The sequence below is a fragment of the Bacillus sp. AFS053548 genome (assembly GCF_002575105.1).
In the GTDB taxonomy this organism is placed as follows: domain Bacteria; phylum Bacillota; class Bacilli; order Bacillales; family Bacillaceae_G; genus Gottfriedia.
In genome coordinates this window covers 161,195-180,107 of record NZ_NUHI01000023.1, presented here as the reverse complement: position 1 = coordinate 180,107, position 18,913 = coordinate 161,195, and the positions used below count along the sequence as shown (strand labels likewise).

The window sequence follows — 18,913 nt, the reverse complement described above, 5'->3', positions numbered from 1 at the left end:
TACTTGACAGGGATAAGACCAAACACGGTAGACCTTTCTTAATTCTATTTATTTAGTCTCACTAATCGTTTTATTAATAACATCTATCACATAGTTTTTTGTGTTTTTGTTGATCGAACCACCGTCACCTTTAAAAATCGTGGATTTGGTTGTATCAGTTGGTTCAATGTGTACTGGTACTTGTGTTTGACCTTCGTTTAGTTTAAAAGTTTGAGTGAAATTCATCTCATTATCGACAGTTACGTTTTCTCCGTTGATAGTGAGGTTAGCTCCTTTAATAGAATTCCCTTTGACAGTTAAGGTTGAACCATTCACATCAATTTGGCTTACTACAAGTGGCTTATCAATCCAACGTAAAATTGTATCTTGGACAGTCATTTTGTTGCCACCTTGATTTGAAACAACTATTTTCATATCAGTTCCAGTCGCACCATAACCATAGTAGCTGATATCATCATCTGATGGATCAGTTGGTGTGTGGTCTGCTAATCCTTCATGATCCCATGTGTTGTCCCTCGTATATTTATAAGTAATTTCAGTTCCTTCTTCAAGCTCAACTGTATATTCATAATCTGGTGTAACTGCACCATTTCGGCTCATTGACCATGCACCTGTATTCCAACCATTTAAGCTGTTAGGTATATTCATTTGTGCTGACAATGGAGTGTCATCTGGTGCATGCACCTTAAAGGTGACTTGTACCATGACAATATCTGGTGTGACATTTACAGTATTTGAGTCCACATAGTTCCCAGCTTGATCAAAGACGCGGATTTGGTAGTTATATGTTGTACCGTTTGAGACCTGATAATCACGGAAGGTATTAGTGTCCCCGTTTACTGAAGTAAGTATATGACCGTCACGATAAATGACAGATTTATATGGCTGATCTGGCTGCGTTAGTTTCCAGTTCAAGTTAACCTGACCAGATTCTTGAATTGGTGTCTCCAAGGAAACCTTACTAGCAGGCGGAGTAGTATCTATAGTGCTACGTGTATAATTCACTTCTTTTGTTTCAGAGTATAACCATGTATTTCCTAAATCAGGTGTAAAGGCCATTCGGTATTCATATATGCCGGCCTCTAATGGTGTGAAGCTACCTTGGAACTCATTAGCTTGATTTTCCTGAGATTGACCATTATATAGAGCTTTGTATGATTCCCAAGCAGTTTGACCTTTCATTCTAACTTGAAGCTCGGCCATAATTCCTTCAGCTGGACCTGTTTCTGTTGCACCCGGCAAGTAAAAAGTTGCTTTAACATTAGAATCAAGCGCTAAATTTAGCTCCTGATTGGCTAAGGGTGTCGTGTTTGAAACGCTAGCTTTGCTAACATCGTAATGAGGCACGAGACCAACAGAGACTGCAGGTTCAGATTCGTTCCCATTTGAATCTACAGCAGTTACAGAAAAATAGTAGTTGCGACCATTATTTAATTCTGAAATGGTTACATTAGTGTCTTTAGTTTCTTTTACTTTTGTCCATAATCCGCCAGCAACAGTTGATTGATAGACGTTGAATTTTGTGCTAGTTCCTGTCCAACTTAAAGTAATTTGTTTAGAGCCTACAGTACCAATTACATTTTTAACTGACTGTGGATTTTTCACGTCATTAATAGAAAGTAGCATTCTTCCTGATTCAGCAGGTATGGTCAATGTTAACTTGCCATCCTTCACTGTAGCAGCGTATTTTTTATCTAATTGGTCTTCTAGACGAATTCCGTTTGCAATCAGTTTTTTTGTGTCAACTTCAACAGTTTGTGCAGTTTTCCCTCTGTTGATAATGATGAGGGCTGATTTTGTGCCTTTAGTACGAACGTAAGCTAATACATCGTCTTTAGCATAAATATGGTGAAGATCACCATGACTAAATAGATCGGAATTTTTATTACGAACTTGACCAATATTTTGATAATGTTTAATCAAATCTTGGTTTTCATTTCCCCATGGATACGTACGGCGATCATCTGGATCTTTTGAACCTGTTTGACCTGCTTCATCTCCATAATAAATGGTAGGTGCACCAGGATAACCCATTTGAAGGATAGAGGCTAGCTTTAATCGTTTCACACCTTCATTGTAATTATAGTTTGGATCTTGTTCAGCTCTGTTATAAGTATCTGTTCCGTTACCTAGCAGGAAAATAGCTCGTGCAGTATCATGAGATCCCATTAGATTCATGAGAGCATAAAAAGCTTCCTTTGGATAATCCTCTTGAACAGCAAGGAGTGAGTTTTGTGCATTTTCTGCATTACCATTCTTTAAATAATCTAGTACGGCACCTCGGAAACGATAATTCATTACTGAGTCATATTGATCTCCTAAAAAGTATTTGGAAGCATCATCCCAAATCTCTCCCAAAATAAGTGGTTTTTCATCTTTTTGGAGAGTTTGTCCTGCGCCTGTCATCGTCTTGGATTTAATTTCTTTTCGAAATTCCTGCCAAAATGAGCTGTCTACTTCATTCGCTACATCTAAACGCCAACCGGAAGAACCTTGATCAATCCATGATTTGCTTACAGAGTCTTTATCATACATTATATAGTTAGCAAATGCAGTGTTGTTAAGTTCACTAGGGTGATCAACCTTTGAACCTTCTTTTGATTCAAATACTGGGAGACTGTCATAGCCCCACCAACCTTCATATTTATAATGTTCTCCAGTTGAAACACCTTTGACTTTTTCATTTGGCACTTTAACATTTTCAATATGGAACCAGTTTTCAAAACCGTACGGGCTAAAAGATTGGCCTTCGGAGATAAATTGCTTTTTCGCTTTCTCTTTGGCAGTAGCCTCGGACAGTTTTTCATTATTCATCAAATCATAAATACGAGACCAATACTCATATGCACCAACTGTTTTATATTTGTTATAACGGTCAAAATAGATTGAATCGTCTGAGACGTGGTTAAAAACACCGTCCAAAATTAAATGCATATTACGTTTTGCTAATTCCTTTGTGAAATCCTTAAATTCTTTTTCTGAGCCAAACATCGGGTCAACTAATTTGTAATCTGTTGCATCATATTTATGGTTAGATGGTGCAAGAGCAATCGGATTTAAATAGAGTGTATTGACTCCTAGTGATTGAAGATAATCAAGCTTAGACTTGATTCCAGCAATGTCTCCTCCATAAAAATCATTACTAAACTCTCCGTCTCCAGTATATGATCCAGTTCCTTGTTCATAAGGATTATCAGGTAAGCTTGACCAAGAAGCGGGATGTTCGATTGGCTGATTACCACGAGCACCAATTTTATCCTTCACATTGTCATTGCTCTTGTTTCCGTTAAAAAAGCGATCGGGGAAGATTTGATAGACTACTGCTTCTTTCATCCAATCTGGCGTTTGATAACTAGGGTCATATACTGTCAGTTGGAAAAGGCCAGCATTTTTATCTACTGCTTTTCCAGTATGACCTTCTTGTGTGTCTTCGCCATATTCAGCTGTTGTATCTTGATCTCTGACAATGAACTTATACCCATGAATCCCTTTGTCTGTTGGTGTAAACGTAGCTTCCCAGTACTCAAGGTCACCTTTGCCATTTGTATTTGACCAGCCTACATTCTTCATAGCCAGGACCTTTGTTGTACCTGAATTATAGTTTTTTACATAAAGGCTCGCGCTTGTTAAATCTCCTTTTTTAGCCGATATTCGGAAAGTGACAGGTGTCTTTTCTGAAACGGCCCCAAATGGCTTTTTGTATACTTGGTCCCATGAATCATGATAGAGTGCATTCTGATCAATTAAGCCATCAGATCCTGTTGGTTTATAATCTGTATAAACTTCTTTTGTTTGGTTATTAAAGAAAAATGTAATAGTAGATTCAGAGAGTACAGTTAACTTCAGATTGGAAGTAGGGTAGGACTCGCTCCAATCTTTTCCTAGTACAATCTTGTATTCGTAAGTACCACTTGGCACTTTTGTAGTAAATGAATAGATATTTTTGAAATTATCATCTGTTAATAAGGCTGTTGAGTCTGCTGGGCTCCAAGCTGGCCCTGCATTAATAGCAGGCTGGATCGTTCCAACGAGACGTGGTTGTCTTTCCCCTGCTATAGAGGTGTAATGAGTGCTATCAGTAATTGAATGAGTGTTATCATTATAGTAGAAAGTGACATCCTTTTGTTCGGATAGTATTAGTTTAATGTTGTTGCCACCAGGATTTCCGCCTTCACCGTAATTTTCTGACCAGTTTCCACCAATGGCGATTTTGTACTCATATTCACCAGCCGGTAAAGTGCCAGTAAATGTATAGAGCCCATTACCTTTATACACCATTTCAGTTTGGTGCGAGGATGGGTCCCAATCACCTGAATTTCCTAACAATTTTTGAAGGCTTCCTACAAGTACAACTTGTCTAGTTGTCGTTTCTGCTGCTTTTACAGTTCCATTTGTAAAAAATCCCGGAAACATCTGGAGAACTAATCCTAATACAGTAACAAGCGATAATATTGATCTCTGTTTTCTCCTCATGAAAAAACCCCTTTCTCTTTCTAAATTAGGAAAACGTTTTTACAAAAGATGCAATAAAAATATGTATGTAGGTAATGCCAACTTATTGCAAACGTTTGCACAAATTGTTTTCAAAATAATTATATCTCTTTATTAACACAAATCAATGGAAAATAGCAAAATAATACAAATTTTCTGAATTACGGACACTTAATGTCAGTCATAGAAAGGACTCATATAAATAATGTTAATTGTCCTTTTTTCGTTAGGGATTAGGTAATTAATCAGTTTCAGACGATTTAAGTATGTGTGTCTTTGTTTTGAATGAATAAGTAAGGTGCAATTCCTAGTATTATAACAGCAGTTTCCATCGTATTATTTAATGAAACAACTTTAAATATTTCTAGTTCACTAAATGAATTAACAGCAATTGTTATTGAGGATATTGCCCAATAATTAAAGGAGGCCTTCATATGATCAGGACAAATGCTAATCGGCTTCAAAAATTAATAGAGTTGTTTAGTGAATATGGTAAAACGGAAAACAACGGAGTAACAAGACTAGCACTATCTGCTGAAGATATTGCTGCAAGGAAGAAATTTCAAGCGTTATGTGAAGAAGTAGGAATGACAGTAAAGCATGATGATATGGGGAATATGTATGCCACTTTACCGGGGAAACAAAACTTGCCTCCAATTGTAATAGGTTCCCATTTGGACTCAGTTATTAAGGGAGGACGTTTCGACGGCGTACTAGGTGTACTCACAGCTTTAGAAACTGTTTATACAATAATAGATGAAAAAATCGAATTGGATTACCCAATTTCAGTTGTCAACTTTACAAATGAAGAAGGGGCAAGATTTGAGCCATCTCTTATGTCTTCTGGAGTGTTATCAGGTAAATTTGATAAGGAGAAGATGAGTGCTTCAACAGATAAAAATGGGATATCATTTGCTCAAGCATTGAATATAAGTGGTTTCAAAGGTTCTGAAACAAATCGATTGAGAGAAGCTACTGCTTATATCGAACTACATATTGAACAAGGACCTGTACTGGAACGAAAAAACTTAGAAATCGGAGTAGTAGAAGGCGTACTAGGAATGGTATGCTATGAAATTTCTGTATTTGGAGAATCCAACCATGCAGGTACGACGCCAATCAGCATGCGCAAAGATCCGATGTTCACTGCAGCTAATTTGATTGTAGATTTACAAAAGCAGTTACAGAAACTAGATTCGGAACTTGTTTACACAATTGGTCGGATGAATGCTTATCCAAATATCCATACAGTCATTCCTTCAGAAGTAATCTTTACTTTAGAGGCGAGACATAAGGATCCGAGTGTTATTGCAGAAGTAACTCGAATGGTGGAAGAGTTACCAGGAAGTATAAGCGGTTGTCCAATAAAAACAACACGTCTATGGGATCGAGACACAGTAGACTTTAATGAAGAAGTCGTAAATGCTGTGGAATATGCTTGCAAAGAGCTTGGGTATAAAGAAAATCGAATGTATAGCGGTGCCGGGCATGATGCTCAATTCATTGCTTCTTATATCCCAACAACTATGATTTTTGTCCCAAGTGTAAATGGATATAGTCATCGTGAAGATGAGTTAACTTCATTTGAGGATTGTGCAAAAGGAGCGAATGTTTTGCTTAATGCTGTATTAAAACTGTGTCTTGAAAAAGTGAATAAATAAGGTTTTATTTAAAAGCTAGTAGTGATAAGTGGTATGTTTTTCAATAATCGTAACAAAATAGATTGGTTCTCATGGCTCTCTAATAAGATTAGAGAGTCTTATTTTGATCCTAAATTTGTTTTTCTAAAACAACTTTACGAATTATTTACAATCGTTTAAAACTAGGTTAATTATTCTTTTTTATAGTTAGAGATGTAGAAAATAATAATTTTCCTTAGGAGGACAAACAATAATGAAACGTGGATTAAAATTAACATTTGCAGCAATGGCTATTTCAGGTATGTTAGCAGGATGTTCTAATAAAGATGAAAAAACAACTGGCAAGACTAGTACAGATGATAAAAAAGTAGAATTAACAGGAACAATTGGTGCTGCAGGATCAACGGCATTACAACCACTAGCTGACGAAGCGGCAACTGAATTTATGGCAAAGTTCCCACAAGTTTCAATTACAGTTCAAGGTGGCGGTAGTGGTACTGGTGTAAACCAAGTATCTACTGGAGCAATTCAAATTGGTAACTCAGATGTACCAGCTGCTGAAAAATTAGAAGATAAAACTTTAGCAAGTTCATTAGTAGAAGCAAAAGTTGCTGGTGTTGGTTATTCAATGGTAACAAATAAAGATGTTGGTGTAGATTCACTTACACTTCAACAAATTGAAGATATTTTCGCTGGTAAAGTAGCGAACTGGAAAGAAGTTGGCGGTAAAGATGAGAAAATTAATGTAATTAATCGTCCAGCATCATCTGGTACACGTGCAGCGTTTGAAAAGAAAATCATGAAAGATGTTAAGATTAATGATGGCGTAGGAACAGTTCAAGATTCAAACGGTGCTGTTGAACAAGCTGTAAACTCTACTCCTGGTGCAATCTCTTATCTTGCTAACTCATATTTAATCGGCGATAAAAAAGATGCTTTAAAAACTGTGAAAATTGATGGAAAAGAATCTTCAACTGATAACATTACTTCTGGTGCATACCCATTCTATTCATATGAGTATATGATTACAAAAGGTGATGCAAAATCTCCAGTAAAAGAATATATTGAATTCATTAGTGGCGACGAGTTTGCTGACAAGTTAGTTGAAATGGGTTATATCCCAGCTTCACAAATGTCAGGTTTACAATAATAATTCCATTTAAGCTGACTCAAAAGGTTTATGACTTTTTGAGTCAGCTTTTTTTATTTCTTTTAGAATCCACTATGTGTTTTCAGTATTCCCCATTCGCCATAGATCAGCACCAGAAACTATTTAAAAGTTAAGCTGCCTTTAAGTAGTTTTCTTTTATTTAGCAAGTTTTAATAAGTAATTAGTATTTTATCGTTACAGTAAGTGTCCATAAATCAATTAAACATACTACCTCTTAAAAAGATTTACAATTTCTTTACGATTGATTAAAACTTGCTTAACCTAAAAACTTTAAAGTAGAGATTGTAAGAGATAACAAACAAAAATTAAATACAAAATTAAAAATAAAAACAAACATTTTAGGGGGATTAAAATGAAACGTGGATTAAAATTAACATTTGCAGCAATGGCTATTACAGGTATGTTAGCAGGATGTTCTAATAAAGATGAAAAAACAACTGGAAAGACTTCAGATGATAAAAAAGTAGAATTAACAGGAACAATTGGTGCTGCAGGATCAACAGCATTACAACCACTAGCTGATGAAGCGGCAACTGAATTTATGGCGAAGTTCCCACAAGTTTCAATTACAGTTCAAGGTGGCGGTAGTGGTACTGGTGTAAACCAAGTGTCTACAGGAGCAATTCAAATTGGTAACTCGGATGTACCTGCTGCTGAAAAATTAGAAGATAAAGCTTTAGCAAGTTCATTAGTAGAAGCTAAAGTTGCTGGTGTTGGTTACTCAATGGTAACAAATAAAGACGTTGGTGTAGATTCACTTACACTTCAACAAATTGAAGATATTTTCGCTGGTAAAGTGGCGAACTGGAAAGAAGTTGGCGGTAAAGATGAGAAAATCAATGTAATTAATCGTCCAGCATCATCTGGAACTCGTGCAGCATTTGAAAAGAAAATTATGAAAGACGTTAAGATTAATGATGGTGTAGGAACTGTTCAAGACTCAAACGGTGCAGTTGAGCAAGCTGTAAACTCTACTCCAGGAGCAATCTCGTACCTTGCTAACTCATATTTAATCGGCGATAAAAAAGATGCATTAAAAACAGTGAAAATTGATGGGAAAGAATCTACTACTGACAATATCGTTGCAGGTGATTACCCATTCTATTCATACGAGTACATGATTACAAAAGGCGATGCGAAATCTCCTGTAAAAGAATATATTGAATTCATTAGTGGTGACGAGTTTGCTAACAAGTTAGTTGAGATGGGTTATATCCCGGCTTCAAAAATGACAGGTTTAGAATAATATAAAAAATGGGAGTTGGTTTTATACCAACTCTCAAACTAATTTATTAATGGATGATAGGGGTTTATCATGAATTTCAAAAAAAGAAACTTTTTTCTAATTGAATACCTTGGAAGAACTCTTGTAACTATATGTGGTTTCTTAATGATTGGTATTACAATAGCAATAATAGGATTTATTGTTAGTAAAGGAATCCAATCATTTACAGTAAATGATATATCGTTAAGTGAAATTTTGTTTTCAAAACATTGGAGTCCAAATAATGCTTCAAACCCAACATATGGTGCTTTAATCTTTATTGTTGGATCAATTCTAGTATCTGTTGGTGCTGTAATAATAGCTGCACCAATTGCGATTGCATTAGCAATTTTCATGAATTTTATTTCACCGAAGTTTGGTGAAAAAGTATTAATTCCAGTATTGGAAATTCTAGTCGGTATTCCTTCAGTAGTTTATGGATTTCTAGGCGTAACAATATTAGTTCCTCTTATTAGAAATACAGTAGGTGGCGTAGGTTTTAGCTTAATTGCAGGGATTATTGTGCTAAGTATCATGATTTTACCTACAATTGCAAGTATAGCATCTGATGCTGTACGAGCTGTTCCTAGAACCTATTTAGAAGCATCATACGGACTAGGTTCAACTAGATGGCAAGCAATTAAGTTGGCAATTGTACCAGCTGCAAAAACAAACATTTTAACAGCAATCGTTTTAGGTCTTGCTCGTGCTTTTGGTGAAGCATTAGCAGTACAAATGGTAATCGGAAATACAGTTAAGTTCCCTAATGGTATTTTCGATCCAACGGCAACATTAACAGGAATTTTAACAATGGATATGGCAAATACATTAAACGGTACAGCTTGGAATAACACTTTATGGACTCTAGCAATGATCTTACTTCTAATATCCTTCCTCTTTATACTAGTCATTCGATTAATTGGAAGAAAAGGAGGATATGAATCATGATTGCAAGAAAAATGGATAAGATTTGGACGGGAATACTTTGTTTAATAGCTGGTTTAGTTGTAATATTATTATTATTTTTATTGAGTGAAATTATTTTTAAAGGTTGGGGATTCTGGGACTTTGATTTCTTGTTTGGAAAACCTAGTAATATTCAAGCAGGTGGTGGGATCGGACCACAACTTTTTAATTCATTTTATATCTTAGTGTTAACATTAATTATTTCAGTTCCGATTGGAGTAGGAGCTGGGATTTATATGGCAGAATATGCAAAACCAGGACGTTTTTTAAATTTCTTAAGACTATGTATTGAAACGTTAGCTTCATTACCTTCAATCGTAGTAGGTTTATTCGGTTTATTAGTATTTGTAACGATGACTGGATGGGGTTACACTTTAATTGGTGGTGCACTTGCGATTTCAATTTTAAATCTTCCAGGTTTAACAAGGGTAAGTGAAACAGCGTTATTAAATGTTCCTAAAACTAGTAAAGAGGGTAGTCTTGGATTAGGAGCTACAAAGTGGCAAACAATTACTAAAATTAGTATCCCAACAGCAATTCCACAATTAATTACGGGAATTATTTTAGCAGCTGGAAGAATTTTTGGTGAAGCAGCGGCATTAATCTATACTGCTGGACTTACAACGCCTATTTTAAATAATGCTGCTCCATTAAATACCCCGATGAATCCGTTTAATATTTTTAGACCAGCAGAAACATTAACAGTTCATATCTGGAAATTAAATTCAGAAGGTATAGTTCCAGATGCGCAAAGTATCGCTACAAAATCTGCGGCAGTTTTAATTGTAATGATCCTATTATTTAATTTATTTGCTAGATTGTTTGCTAAGTTTTTAAATAGACGCTTCACAGGGGCAAAAAGATAATAAAATATTTATTTATTAAAAATCTCTATGGAAGATTCCGTAGAGATTTTTTGTATTAGTTGGCCCTGTCCTTCATACATGTTTGGAGTGCTAATTTGAGTAAAAAAATTGCTGATACAGGAGGGAAAATCCTTTTTTTCGATAATGTTTTGTAACGATTAAAAGTTAAGCGTTTTTTATTTTATCAACCTCACTAAGTAATGTTTCTAAATGTTTTAAAATTGTCTTAGCTATTTGATGTTCTTTATTTTGTTCTAACTGTTCTTTAGCATCTTTAGATAATTCAGTATAATCGTGATGAGAATTTTGGTTATGGTTATCATTGGTTTCTGAGAAGTTGAAAGCATTGCTGAGCTTAAGACTTATTTCATTGTGTATACTTTTCAAACTTTCAATCATTTCATTCATTCTTGGCACTCTCCATTTTGTTTAGTAATTTTATTGATAGTTGGCATTTACAAGTGACCACTAAAAAATATTTTGAAACAAATATCGTTTGATTTATTTGGATTTTCAGGGCTAACGAAATTGAAAAATGAATGCTTCAATAAAAAGATTTTACGGATCTATTTAGCTACTGAACCAATAAGCTTATGATTTGTTTTTTGAAAATTATTATCCTAAAAAAACTGTTGACAAGTTTGCTTCACGTCCGTATAGTATTAGTTATTATAAAAAATATTCAGAAATATTTATCAAAACGCAAAGATCAGGAGTAGTAAAAGTTAATTATTAGGTTAAGAGAGCTGCGGGTTGGTGCAACGCAGTCCAATGATACTTTGAACTTGTCTGGGAGTGGTAAAGCGAAAGATTAGATTTAATCTTTTCTCTTGTTTTAACGATTGACCTTCGTTACAAGGTTTTTAAAGTAGGGTTCGAAAAGAGCCAATAAGAGTGGTACCGCGGTAAGCTAAGGCATGTCGTCTCTTTCTTCATTTGATTATGAAGAATGAGATGATATGCCTTTTTTGATTTTTGGGGAGGTTAGGATATGAAAACGGAAAAACGGAATTTACAAAGGACAATGACGTCGAGACATATTACAATGATGGCATTAGGAGGTGCCATTGGGGCAGGTTTATTTAAGGGAAGTAGTTCAGCAATTGATATGGCAGGTCCATCCATAATAATTGCTTACTTGCTAGGAGGTATCATCTTATTATTCATCTTGCAAGGTTTAGCTGAAATGGCGGTTCGCAATAGCGATGCAAGAACATTCAGGGATCTTGTCCAATCTCTTTTAGGAAAGTATCCTGCTTATTTCCTTGATTGGATCTATTGGAAAATGTGGGTATTGAACATCACGGCCGAATCAATCGTTGCTGCCATTTTCATTCAATATTGGTTGCCTGACTATCCAATCTGGTTACTGGCATTAGTTGTTTCGGTGTTAGTTACAACAATTAACTTGCTATCAGTAAAGGTTTTTGCTGAAACGGAATACTGGCTTGCTTTAATTAAAATTACTGTCATCATTGTGTTCATCATAGCTGGATTAGTGTTGTTACTAGTGAACTTTGGTGATCATAAAGCAGTTGGTTTCTCTAACTTGACAGACCATGGCGGTTTCTTTCCGAATGGATCAACAGGTTTAATCTCAGCTATGCTGGTGGTAATTTATTCATATGGTGGTACGGAAATTATCGGGGTTACATTAGCAGAGACGAAAAATCCCGAAAAAGTGGTTCCAAAAGCCGTTCGAAGTACATTAGTCAGAATCATTTCTTTCTATATCATTCCATTTTTCATCATCGTTAGTTTAATTCCTTGGAATAAAGTAAACGGGGTGCCTGAAAGTCCATTTGTGATGGTCTTTAAAATGATTGGGATTCCTGGTGCTGACCATATTATGAACGCCGTTGTTCTAATAGCGATTATTTCATCGATGAACTCTGGATTGTATGGTTCATCCCGTGTTCTGTATACGCAAGCTGCGGACGGTCGCATTCCGAAAATATTTTCAAGATTATCTAAGAGGAAAGTTCCTGTATACGCAATATTAATGTGTACTTCAACTTTACTTGGCGGTGTACTAATTTCCTTATTTGCAGGAAGCAAGACATTTGATTTCCTAATGGGATCGCTAGGATATACCGTATTATTCATCTGGTTGATTATTGCCTTTGCACATTTGAAATCACGTAAACAGTCATCTGGAAAAACAAGTGACTATTTAGTTAAATGGTTCCCATATACGACTTGGGCTGTGATCATCGCTTTAATGATGATTCTAATCGGAATCATTTTCACGACACCAATCATCGTAACGATTATTACACTTTGTATCTATATATTTATTACCTTAACGTATATATGGAAAAGTCGACTTAACAAAAACTTGTAGAAGAGATGATTAGGATAATTTAAATAGATAGTGATTATGGTTTACTTAAGGTAGTTCATGTAGCGACTACACTTATGCTATACTTGTTCATCATTTAATAGGTGCTTTACTCTAATGAGTAAAGCCCTTTTTTTCTGAATAGTAGAACAAAAATTTAATTTAACTGAACCTATCAGTTAATAGGTTTATCGATAACATTTTTCAATTTAATTGCCATAAATAGTGATCGTACACGGACAAGCATACAATCACCTAAGCCTCGTCTAAATATAATGATAGGAGTTTATTAGAGAGTGAAGTGAAAAGTGTGCCTCCAAAAATGAAAAAACAAAATGATTCCAATGAAGAGAATAAAGAGAATATGAATATTGCTTCAGCTTTTAGAGCTGTTAATAATGCAAATCAAACTGTTCCTGAAAACACTTTTGTAAAAGTAAATTATCAACTTAAACAATTTGATTTAGCAAATGAATATAATCCGTTTACCTCAACATTTAGACCCAAAAATAATGGGGTTTATTTAATTTCTGCTACGATTTCTTTTATCCCAAATAACAACAATGTCAACTATAGAGCACGGATCGAAATTCGTGTGAATGGACGACCCGCGATCGCAATCGATAACGATTTCTTTGGTCCAATAAACTTCGGAAATGCTGTAAATGTTTCGACGATACAGAAACTTAATGCTTTGGATAAGGTTGAGGTTTTTGCCCAAAGTAGCATTGCTGGTGTAATCGGTGCAAATGTTGATGGGGATTTTAGTACCCATTTTGAAGCTGCGAGATTTCCGTCTCCTTCATAATTAGATTAAATAAATAACGGTGTTTAAGAAGGCTCGCTTATTGCTAGCCTTTTTTAGGTCTGTTACTTCTCATGATAAACAAAGAAACCACCTTATAAGATAGCTTTAAACTGGTGAAAAATGAGTTCGTCAATTAGTGTTCTGCAAAAGTACATACCTATGAACCAGTTATGAGTAAGTATTTTTCAACATTTTGCTATTGTACTTCCTCATGATCCAGTTATGAGGAAGCAAATTACAATTTTATGCTATTGTACTTCCTCATGAACCAGTTATGAGGAAGCATATTTTAATTTTATGCTATTGTACTTCCTCATGAATCAGCTATGAGGAAGCAAATTACAATTTTATGCTATTGTACTTCCTCATGATCCAGTTATGAGGAAGCATATCAATTCCTTCTATAATACAGGTGCCTTTGGGGCAGAGGAAACAAATCACCGTTTTTTGGAGATGATTATGATACACCGAATGGTACTTGGATTCGTGACTATATTCATGTGGAAGATTTAGTTAATGCTCACACTTTAGCGCTAAGTTACTTAATAAGTGGTGGAGAAAGTAATGTTTTCAATTTAGGGAATAATAAAGGATTTTCGGTTAAAGAAATTATAGATGCAGTTTGCGAAGTTACAAACTAATCAATCTCTTTAAAAATAGGAGAAAGACGCCCAGGAGACCCGGATATATTAATCGCTTCATCCGAAAAAGCAAAAAAAGTTTTAGGTTGGTATCCAAAGCGGATCGATATTCTTCAAATTATAGCTGATTCATGGAACTGGCATAAGAGTCACCCAATTGGTTATGGAGATTGAATTTTCACATGTTGACTAAAATAATTAACATTAACAAAATGAATTTATTACGTAAATACGAAAAGCAAAGTTAATGATGATGATCTCCTATTATAGTAAGGGGGATCATTTTTTTTTGAAAAAATTCCAATATAACGATTTAAAAGTAGCTTAAAGACAGATATCGTGAAGATTTATTTATGAAACCATTCGTTCATTTAAATAAAAGGGAAAAAATTGTAAAGTTTAATAGTCTTGTAAACTGTATAATCAAAATGTACTATTTTAATATAGGACTGGAGGACGTTATGGAAGAGAAAAAATGGTCGATTATTTTAAGCGTACTTTTTTTATTGTTTGTTTATGTACTTATTCATTTTGAAATAAATGCTAGAAATATTGAAAATTCAGTTCAAAAATTACAGGATCGGGAAGTAGAAACGAAGAAAAAACTCCATTTTGTCCTTATTTCGCAGGAGTTTGATAATCCTTATTGGAGGAAAGTACAAGAAGGGGCAGATGTTGCTGCAGAAAAATATGGAGTAAATGTTGAATATATCGGCCCTTTACGTACAAGTCCGGAAGAACAAATTAAGTTATTAGAAAAAGCAATTGCTTCTCAAGTGGATGGTATCATCGTACAAAGTCTGGATGAGAATACTTTTTCGCCCGTAATTAATAAAGCGGTTACACAACATATTCCTGTTATTACAATTGATACAGATGCGCCAAAAAGTAAGCGTATTGCTTATGTTGGTACAAATAATTTTAGCGCGGGAGAGCAGTTAGGAAGAGTTGTTGTAGAGGAAACGAATGGTGTTGGAAAAATTGGCGTTATTATAGGGAGTGAAAAATCAGAGAGTCAGCAGGCTAGATTAAATGGATTTTTAAGTATCGTTAAAAAGCATTCAAAATTAGTAGTAAAGGATATTGAGTCCTCTAATATATCAATTATTCAAGCAAAGCTTCAAACTGAAAGTATGCTTCGTAATAATAAAGACATTTCAGTTATGGTTGGTACAAGTGCATTAGATGCAATAGGCATTTTGAATGCATCAAAAAATTTAAAGTTAAATCAAGTTGAGATATTTGGATTTGATAACATTGAAGGTACACTTCAAGCAGTTCAAGATGATGCGATTAAAGCAACTGTTATTCAGAAGCCATATGAAATGGGCTTTCAATCTGTAGGATTATTAATTGATTCGTTACATGGAAAAGTTATTAATAAAGAAAATTTTACACCAACCGAGGTGGTGACGAAAGAAACGTTGATCAGGAGGAGAAACGTTGAAAATTAGGACAAAGTTGTTTATTTTTATTCCTATTCTAGTTATTTTATTAAATTTAGTTTCATTTTTTATTTTTGAAAATGGTAAGAAAGTTCAAGAGAGTTATAATTTAATGATTAATAAAATATTTTTATATAAACAAATCTCTTCTGAAACTCAGGAAAACTTAAGTTTAGTTAGTAGTTATATTATTAATCCACAGCCAAAAAACTATCGATCGATTTTGCAGCATAAAAGCAATTTACAAAAATTAAAAAAGGAATTATTAACACATAATGCTACTAAAAATAATCAGCTTGTGTTAGAAAACTTTACCCATATGATTGATTCTTTTCTAGAGTTAGAATCATCGATTACAGATAATTTAGTCTCTCAAAATTTTTCAAGTTATACAGATCAATACCGGGATATAGAGAAAATATCAGGGTTTATTAGAGAGGACAGTCAAAACTTAGTTGATTTAGAGCTTAGTAATTACCAGCCTATTTTTCGAAAGATTATTGCGAATACTCAGTCTATGAATCAATTAGGTGTCCAGTTGTTCGTTATAACGACTATCATTAGTATTGTTTTTGCAATTTGGTTGTCTAGAAGTATCGTCATTCCAATTAATCGATTAGTTTATATGGCTAAACAAATTGGTAAAGGTAATTTTAATGTTGATCCACCCACATTGTATCGAAATAATGAAATCGGTATTCTTGGTAAAATCCTCAATGAAATGTCTAAGAACTTAAGCAATTTAATGATGAAAAATATTGAAATAGTAGAGAAGGATCGCCTTGTAAAGGAGCTGGAGTTAAAAGCTTTACAAAGTCAGATAAACCCACATTTCCTGTTCAATACGTTAAACGTTATATCTAAGTTAGCCTATATTGAAGGGGCTGAGCAAACAAGTGATCTGACTGTATCGACCTCGAATTTGCTACGTTATAATTTACGAAAATTAGACGAGCCTGTAACTCTTTTGGAAGAAGTTAGAAATGCCGAGGAATATTTTTCGATTCAAAAGGCGAGGTTTAGAGATCGTGTGCGCTTTGAATTAAATATAGACGAGTCTTGTTTAGGAAATAAAGTTCCTTGTTTAGCATTGCAACCGCTTCTTGAAAACGCATTTATACACGGTATCGAGGGGATGGAGCAAGGAGCAGTAATAGGAATTACAATCGAGAATCATGAAAAATATATTTTCATCGAAATTTATGATAATGGTGCTGGTATGAAAGAAGAGACTAGAGAGGCTCTTTTAACGTCGTCTATGCCGATCATCTCTCAAAAAAGCTCAACTGGATTAGGTACAACAAATGTGTTTAAACGCTGGCGCCTCTTTTATGAAGAAGAAGATATTGTTGATATCAAAAGTGAAATAAATATAGGGACAACTATTATATTAAAGCTTCCTGTCTCATCAAAATTTTAAAATTAAAGGAGGTACCCATGTATCGTTTATTAATTGTTGATGATGAACCATTAGAGCGCGAGGGACTTGAACTGATGATTAACCGTTCAATGCCTAATCAATTTCAATTTGAACAGGCTGAAAATGGACGAGTTGCGATTGAAAAATCAATAGAATACCAGCCTCATATTATCTTTATGGATATAAAAATGCCAGGTATTCAAGGGCTTGAAGCTGTTTCTGTTATAAAACAAAAACTACCTGATACAAAAATATTCATTGTCACTGCATATGACTATTTTACGTATGCACAAGAAGCCATTTCATTAGGTGTTAAAGATTATATTTTAAAGCCTGCTAAAAAGGATCATATTATCTCTTTACTTCAAAAGATGATCGATGAAATTGAAGATGATCATAAGAAAAGATTACAAGAGTTAGAGGCTATAGAAAATTTATCGATTATACGTCCTCTCACTGAAAATGAATATACATTAATGTTAATGTTTAATACTGTACAAGAACTAAACGTTTCTCAATGGTCTAGTATTCTCGGTTTTGAAATCGAGTTAGGTTATGCGAACGTCATTAAATTGCCTAAAGAAATTAGTCAAAATGACAAGGAGCAAAGGAGAATTTATGAATGTGTTAGGCATTTTATGAAATCTTCGAGGAATTGTTTAATTAGCCCTGTTGTAGATGGTCAATTAGCCATATTTATTCCAGTACAGCCTAATCAGGAAGATGATCTTCAAAAGCTTGTACTCTATCAAGATGCTCTAAAAACCAGTGAATACATAGAAAGTCAAACTGGTTATAAAACGGAGATTGGTATAGGGTCTTTAAAACAAGGAATTGAAGGATTAAGAAAATCATATAATGAGGCAGTGAATGCAAGTTTAGAGTGTGATGAATTAACAAGAGTTAGTGTTTATTCAGAGAATTTTTCTATTGGTATACTAGATGAAGAAAAACAGGTATTAATTGATTCTTTTAGAAAAGCTGATTTGGAAGATGTCATGAACCAATTCATTACTCTATATGAAAGATTTGTTAATTATGACGTTACAAAGGTTAGAACGGAATTAAATTCTCTATTTAATCAAATTTTCCAATCTCTCCGCAATTCATCGATCGAAGTTGAAAAATTTCATATTCCAGACATCGATGATCTCAGTCAATTGAAGATGAATGTAGAGCAACAAATCATTAATTTAATTACAAAGATCGATCGAGAAAAAGAAATCAAAACGAATCATATGATGATATTGGCTAGGGAATATATCGCTAATCACTTCATTGAGGATCTCTCACTTGAGCAAGTGGCCAATTATTTAAAATTAAATCCAGTTTACTTTAGCAAACTATTTAAAAAGCAAACAGGTGAGACTTTCAGTGATTATTTAATGAATTTGAGAATTAATAAAGCAAAACAATTAATGGAAAAAAGAGAATTGAATTTAAAAGAAATTTGTTACCAAGTGGGCTATAATGATCCAAATTATTTTAGCCGAGTATTTAAAAAATGTACGAATGAATCTCCTAAGGAATATCGAAAAAAGGTATTAATGAATATTTAAAGAGAATAAGAGGAGTATTTAAATACTTGAATTTGAACTAATAAACGATTACTTACTTTATTTGAATATTTATTGCTAAAAGAGTCTAACGACATACTTAATGATCGTATTTACGAATTGCTTTTTAATTTGTACATACTTTTATTGAGTTTTCTGTTTGACTCTTTTTTTGGTTTTAAACGAAATTAACTGCACTAATCTGTCCCAAAGTTAAGAAAATGCTAGTTTTAATATTCTGAATGTAAACGTTTTCTGCGACGAGGTAAATTAGTGCAGATAATAGACAAAAGAGTGAAGGAAA

At 34.2% G+C, this 18,913-nt stretch carries 12 protein-coding genes, 1 pseudogene and 1 other annotated feature; of the genes and pseudogenes, 11 read left to right on the top strand and 2 right to left on the bottom strand.

What is annotated here, in order from left to right:
- Positions 1 to 48 precede the first annotated feature (48 nt).
- On the bottom strand, positions 49 to 4,473 hold the full coding sequence (locus tag CN946_RS12300; RefSeq protein ID WP_098861375.1) for a pullulanase X25 domain-containing protein: 4,425 nt from the start codon (positions 4,471 to 4,473) through the stop codon (positions 49 to 51).
- Between the two features lie 452 nt (positions 4,474 to 4,925).
- Between CN946_RS12300 and CN946_RS12295 the strand changes: the two genes are divergently transcribed.
- From CN946_RS12295 to pstA, 5 genes are all read left to right on the top strand, one after another.
- Positions 4,926 to 6,152, top strand: a complete 1,227-nt coding sequence (locus tag CN946_RS12295) for a Zn-dependent hydrolase (RefSeq protein WP_098861374.1) — start codon at positions 4,926 to 4,928, stop codon at positions 6,150 to 6,152.
- A gap of 232 nt (positions 6,153 to 6,384) precedes the next feature.
- The gene (locus tag CN946_RS12290; protein ID WP_098861373.1) at positions 6,385 to 7,281 is read left to right on the top strand and encodes a phosphate ABC transporter substrate-binding protein PstS family protein; all 897 of its coding nucleotides are present in this window, start codon (positions 6,385 to 6,387) and stop codon (positions 7,279 to 7,281) included.
- Positions 7,282 to 7,648: 367 nt separating this feature from the next.
- Entirely contained in the window at positions 7,649 to 8,548 is a 900-nt protein-coding gene (locus CN946_RS12285) for a phosphate ABC transporter substrate-binding protein PstS family protein (RefSeq protein ID WP_141546904.1), read from the top strand.
- 69 nt (positions 8,549 to 8,617) lie between these two features.
- A complete protein-coding gene (gene pstC / locus CN946_RS12280; RefSeq protein ID WP_141546903.1) occupies positions 8,618 to 9,514 on the top strand; it encodes a phosphate ABC transporter permease subunit PstC in 897 nt (298 codons plus the stop codon).
- Positions 9,511 to 10,398: a phosphate ABC transporter permease PstA gene (pstA, locus tag CN946_RS12275; protein ID WP_097973410.1), complete on the top strand. Its 888-nt coding sequence runs from the start codon at positions 9,511 to 9,513 to the stop codon at positions 10,396 to 10,398. The genes pstC and pstA overlap by 4 nt, the downstream gene beginning before the upstream one ends.
- 165 nt (positions 10,399 to 10,563) lie before the next feature.
- Here pstA and CN946_RS12270 read toward each other — a convergent pair whose 3' ends face one another.
- The gene (locus CN946_RS12270) at positions 10,564 to 10,806 is read right to left on the bottom strand and encodes a hypothetical protein (RefSeq protein ID WP_098861371.1); all 243 of its coding nucleotides are present in this window, start codon (positions 10,804 to 10,806) and stop codon (positions 10,564 to 10,566) included.
- A gap of 288 nt (positions 10,807 to 11,094) precedes the next feature.
- Positions 11,095 to 11,329, top strand: a binding site (T-box leader).
- Between the two features lie 60 nt (positions 11,330 to 11,389).
- Between CN946_RS12270 and CN946_RS12265 the strand changes: the two genes are divergently transcribed.
- The 6 genes and pseudogenes from CN946_RS12265 to CN946_RS12245 all read left to right on the top strand — a co-directional run bounded on the left by CN946_RS12265 (position 11,390) and on the right by CN946_RS12245 (position 18,612).
- The gene (locus CN946_RS12265; RefSeq protein WP_098861370.1) at positions 11,390 to 12,742 is read left to right on the top strand and encodes an amino acid permease; all 1,353 of its coding nucleotides are present in this window, start codon (positions 11,390 to 11,392) and stop codon (positions 12,740 to 12,742) included.
- Positions 12,743 to 13,061: 319 nt separating this feature from the next.
- Complete coding sequence (locus CN946_RS12260; RefSeq protein WP_286133918.1) at positions 13,062 to 13,547, top strand: ABC transporter permease; 486 nt, start codon at positions 13,062 to 13,064, stop codon at positions 13,545 to 13,547.
- A 418-nt stretch (positions 13,548 to 13,965) separates the two neighbouring features.
- A pseudogene (locus CN946_RS23155) lies at positions 13,966 to 14,362 on the top strand (GDP-mannose 4,6-dehydratase); the annotation flags it as partial.
- A 287-nt stretch (positions 14,363 to 14,649) separates the two neighbouring features.
- Positions 14,650 to 15,642, top strand: coding sequence for a sugar-binding protein (locus CN946_RS12255; RefSeq protein WP_098861369.1), 993 nt, complete (start codon positions 14,650 to 14,652; stop codon positions 15,640 to 15,642).
- On the top strand, positions 15,632 to 17,053 hold the full coding sequence (locus tag CN946_RS12250) for a sensor histidine kinase (RefSeq protein ID WP_098861368.1): 1,422 nt from the start codon (positions 15,632 to 15,634) through the stop codon (positions 17,051 to 17,053). Before CN946_RS12255 ends, CN946_RS12250 begins: the two co-directional genes overlap by 11 nt.
- Before the next feature lie 17 nt (positions 17,054 to 17,070).
- On the top strand, positions 17,071 to 18,612 hold the full coding sequence (locus tag CN946_RS12245) for a response regulator (protein WP_098861367.1): 1,542 nt from the start codon (positions 17,071 to 17,073) through the stop codon (positions 18,610 to 18,612).
- Positions 18,613 to 18,913: the final 301 nt, after the last annotated feature.

What these genes read in the sequence shown, in the direction of transcription:
- CN946_RS12245 (WP_098861367.1), top strand. Translation starts at nt 17,071, where the DNA reads ATGTATCGTTTATTAATTGTTGATGATGAACCATTAGAGCGCGAGGGA.
- pstA (WP_097973410.1), top strand. Translation starts at nt 9,511, where the DNA reads ATGATTGCAAGAAAAATGGATAAGATTTGGACGGGAATACTTTGTTTA.
- CN946_RS12270 (WP_098861371.1), bottom strand. Translation starts at nt 10,806, where the DNA reads ATGAATGAAATGATTGAAAGTTTGAAAAGTATACACAATGAAATAAGT.
- CN946_RS12260 (WP_286133918.1), top strand. Translation starts at nt 13,062, where the DNA reads ATGAAAAAACAAAATGATTCCAATGAAGAGAATAAAGAGAATATGAAT.
- pstC (WP_141546903.1), top strand. Translation starts at nt 8,618, where the DNA reads ATGAATTTCAAAAAAAGAAACTTTTTTCTAATTGAATACCTTGGAAGA.
- CN946_RS12300 (WP_098861375.1), bottom strand. Translation starts at nt 4,473, where the DNA reads ATGAGGAGAAAACAGAGATCAATATTATCGCTTGTTACTGTATTAGGA.
- CN946_RS12265 (WP_098861370.1), top strand. Translation starts at nt 11,390, where the DNA reads ATGAAAACGGAAAAACGGAATTTACAAAGGACAATGACGTCGAGACAT.
- CN946_RS12290 (WP_098861373.1), top strand. Translation starts at nt 6,385, where the DNA reads ATGAAACGTGGATTAAAATTAACATTTGCAGCAATGGCTATTTCAGGT.
- CN946_RS12255 (WP_098861369.1), top strand. Translation starts at nt 14,650, where the DNA reads ATGGAAGAGAAAAAATGGTCGATTATTTTAAGCGTACTTTTTTTATTG.
- CN946_RS12295 (WP_098861374.1), top strand. Translation starts at nt 4,926, where the DNA reads ATGATCAGGACAAATGCTAATCGGCTTCAAAAATTAATAGAGTTGTTT.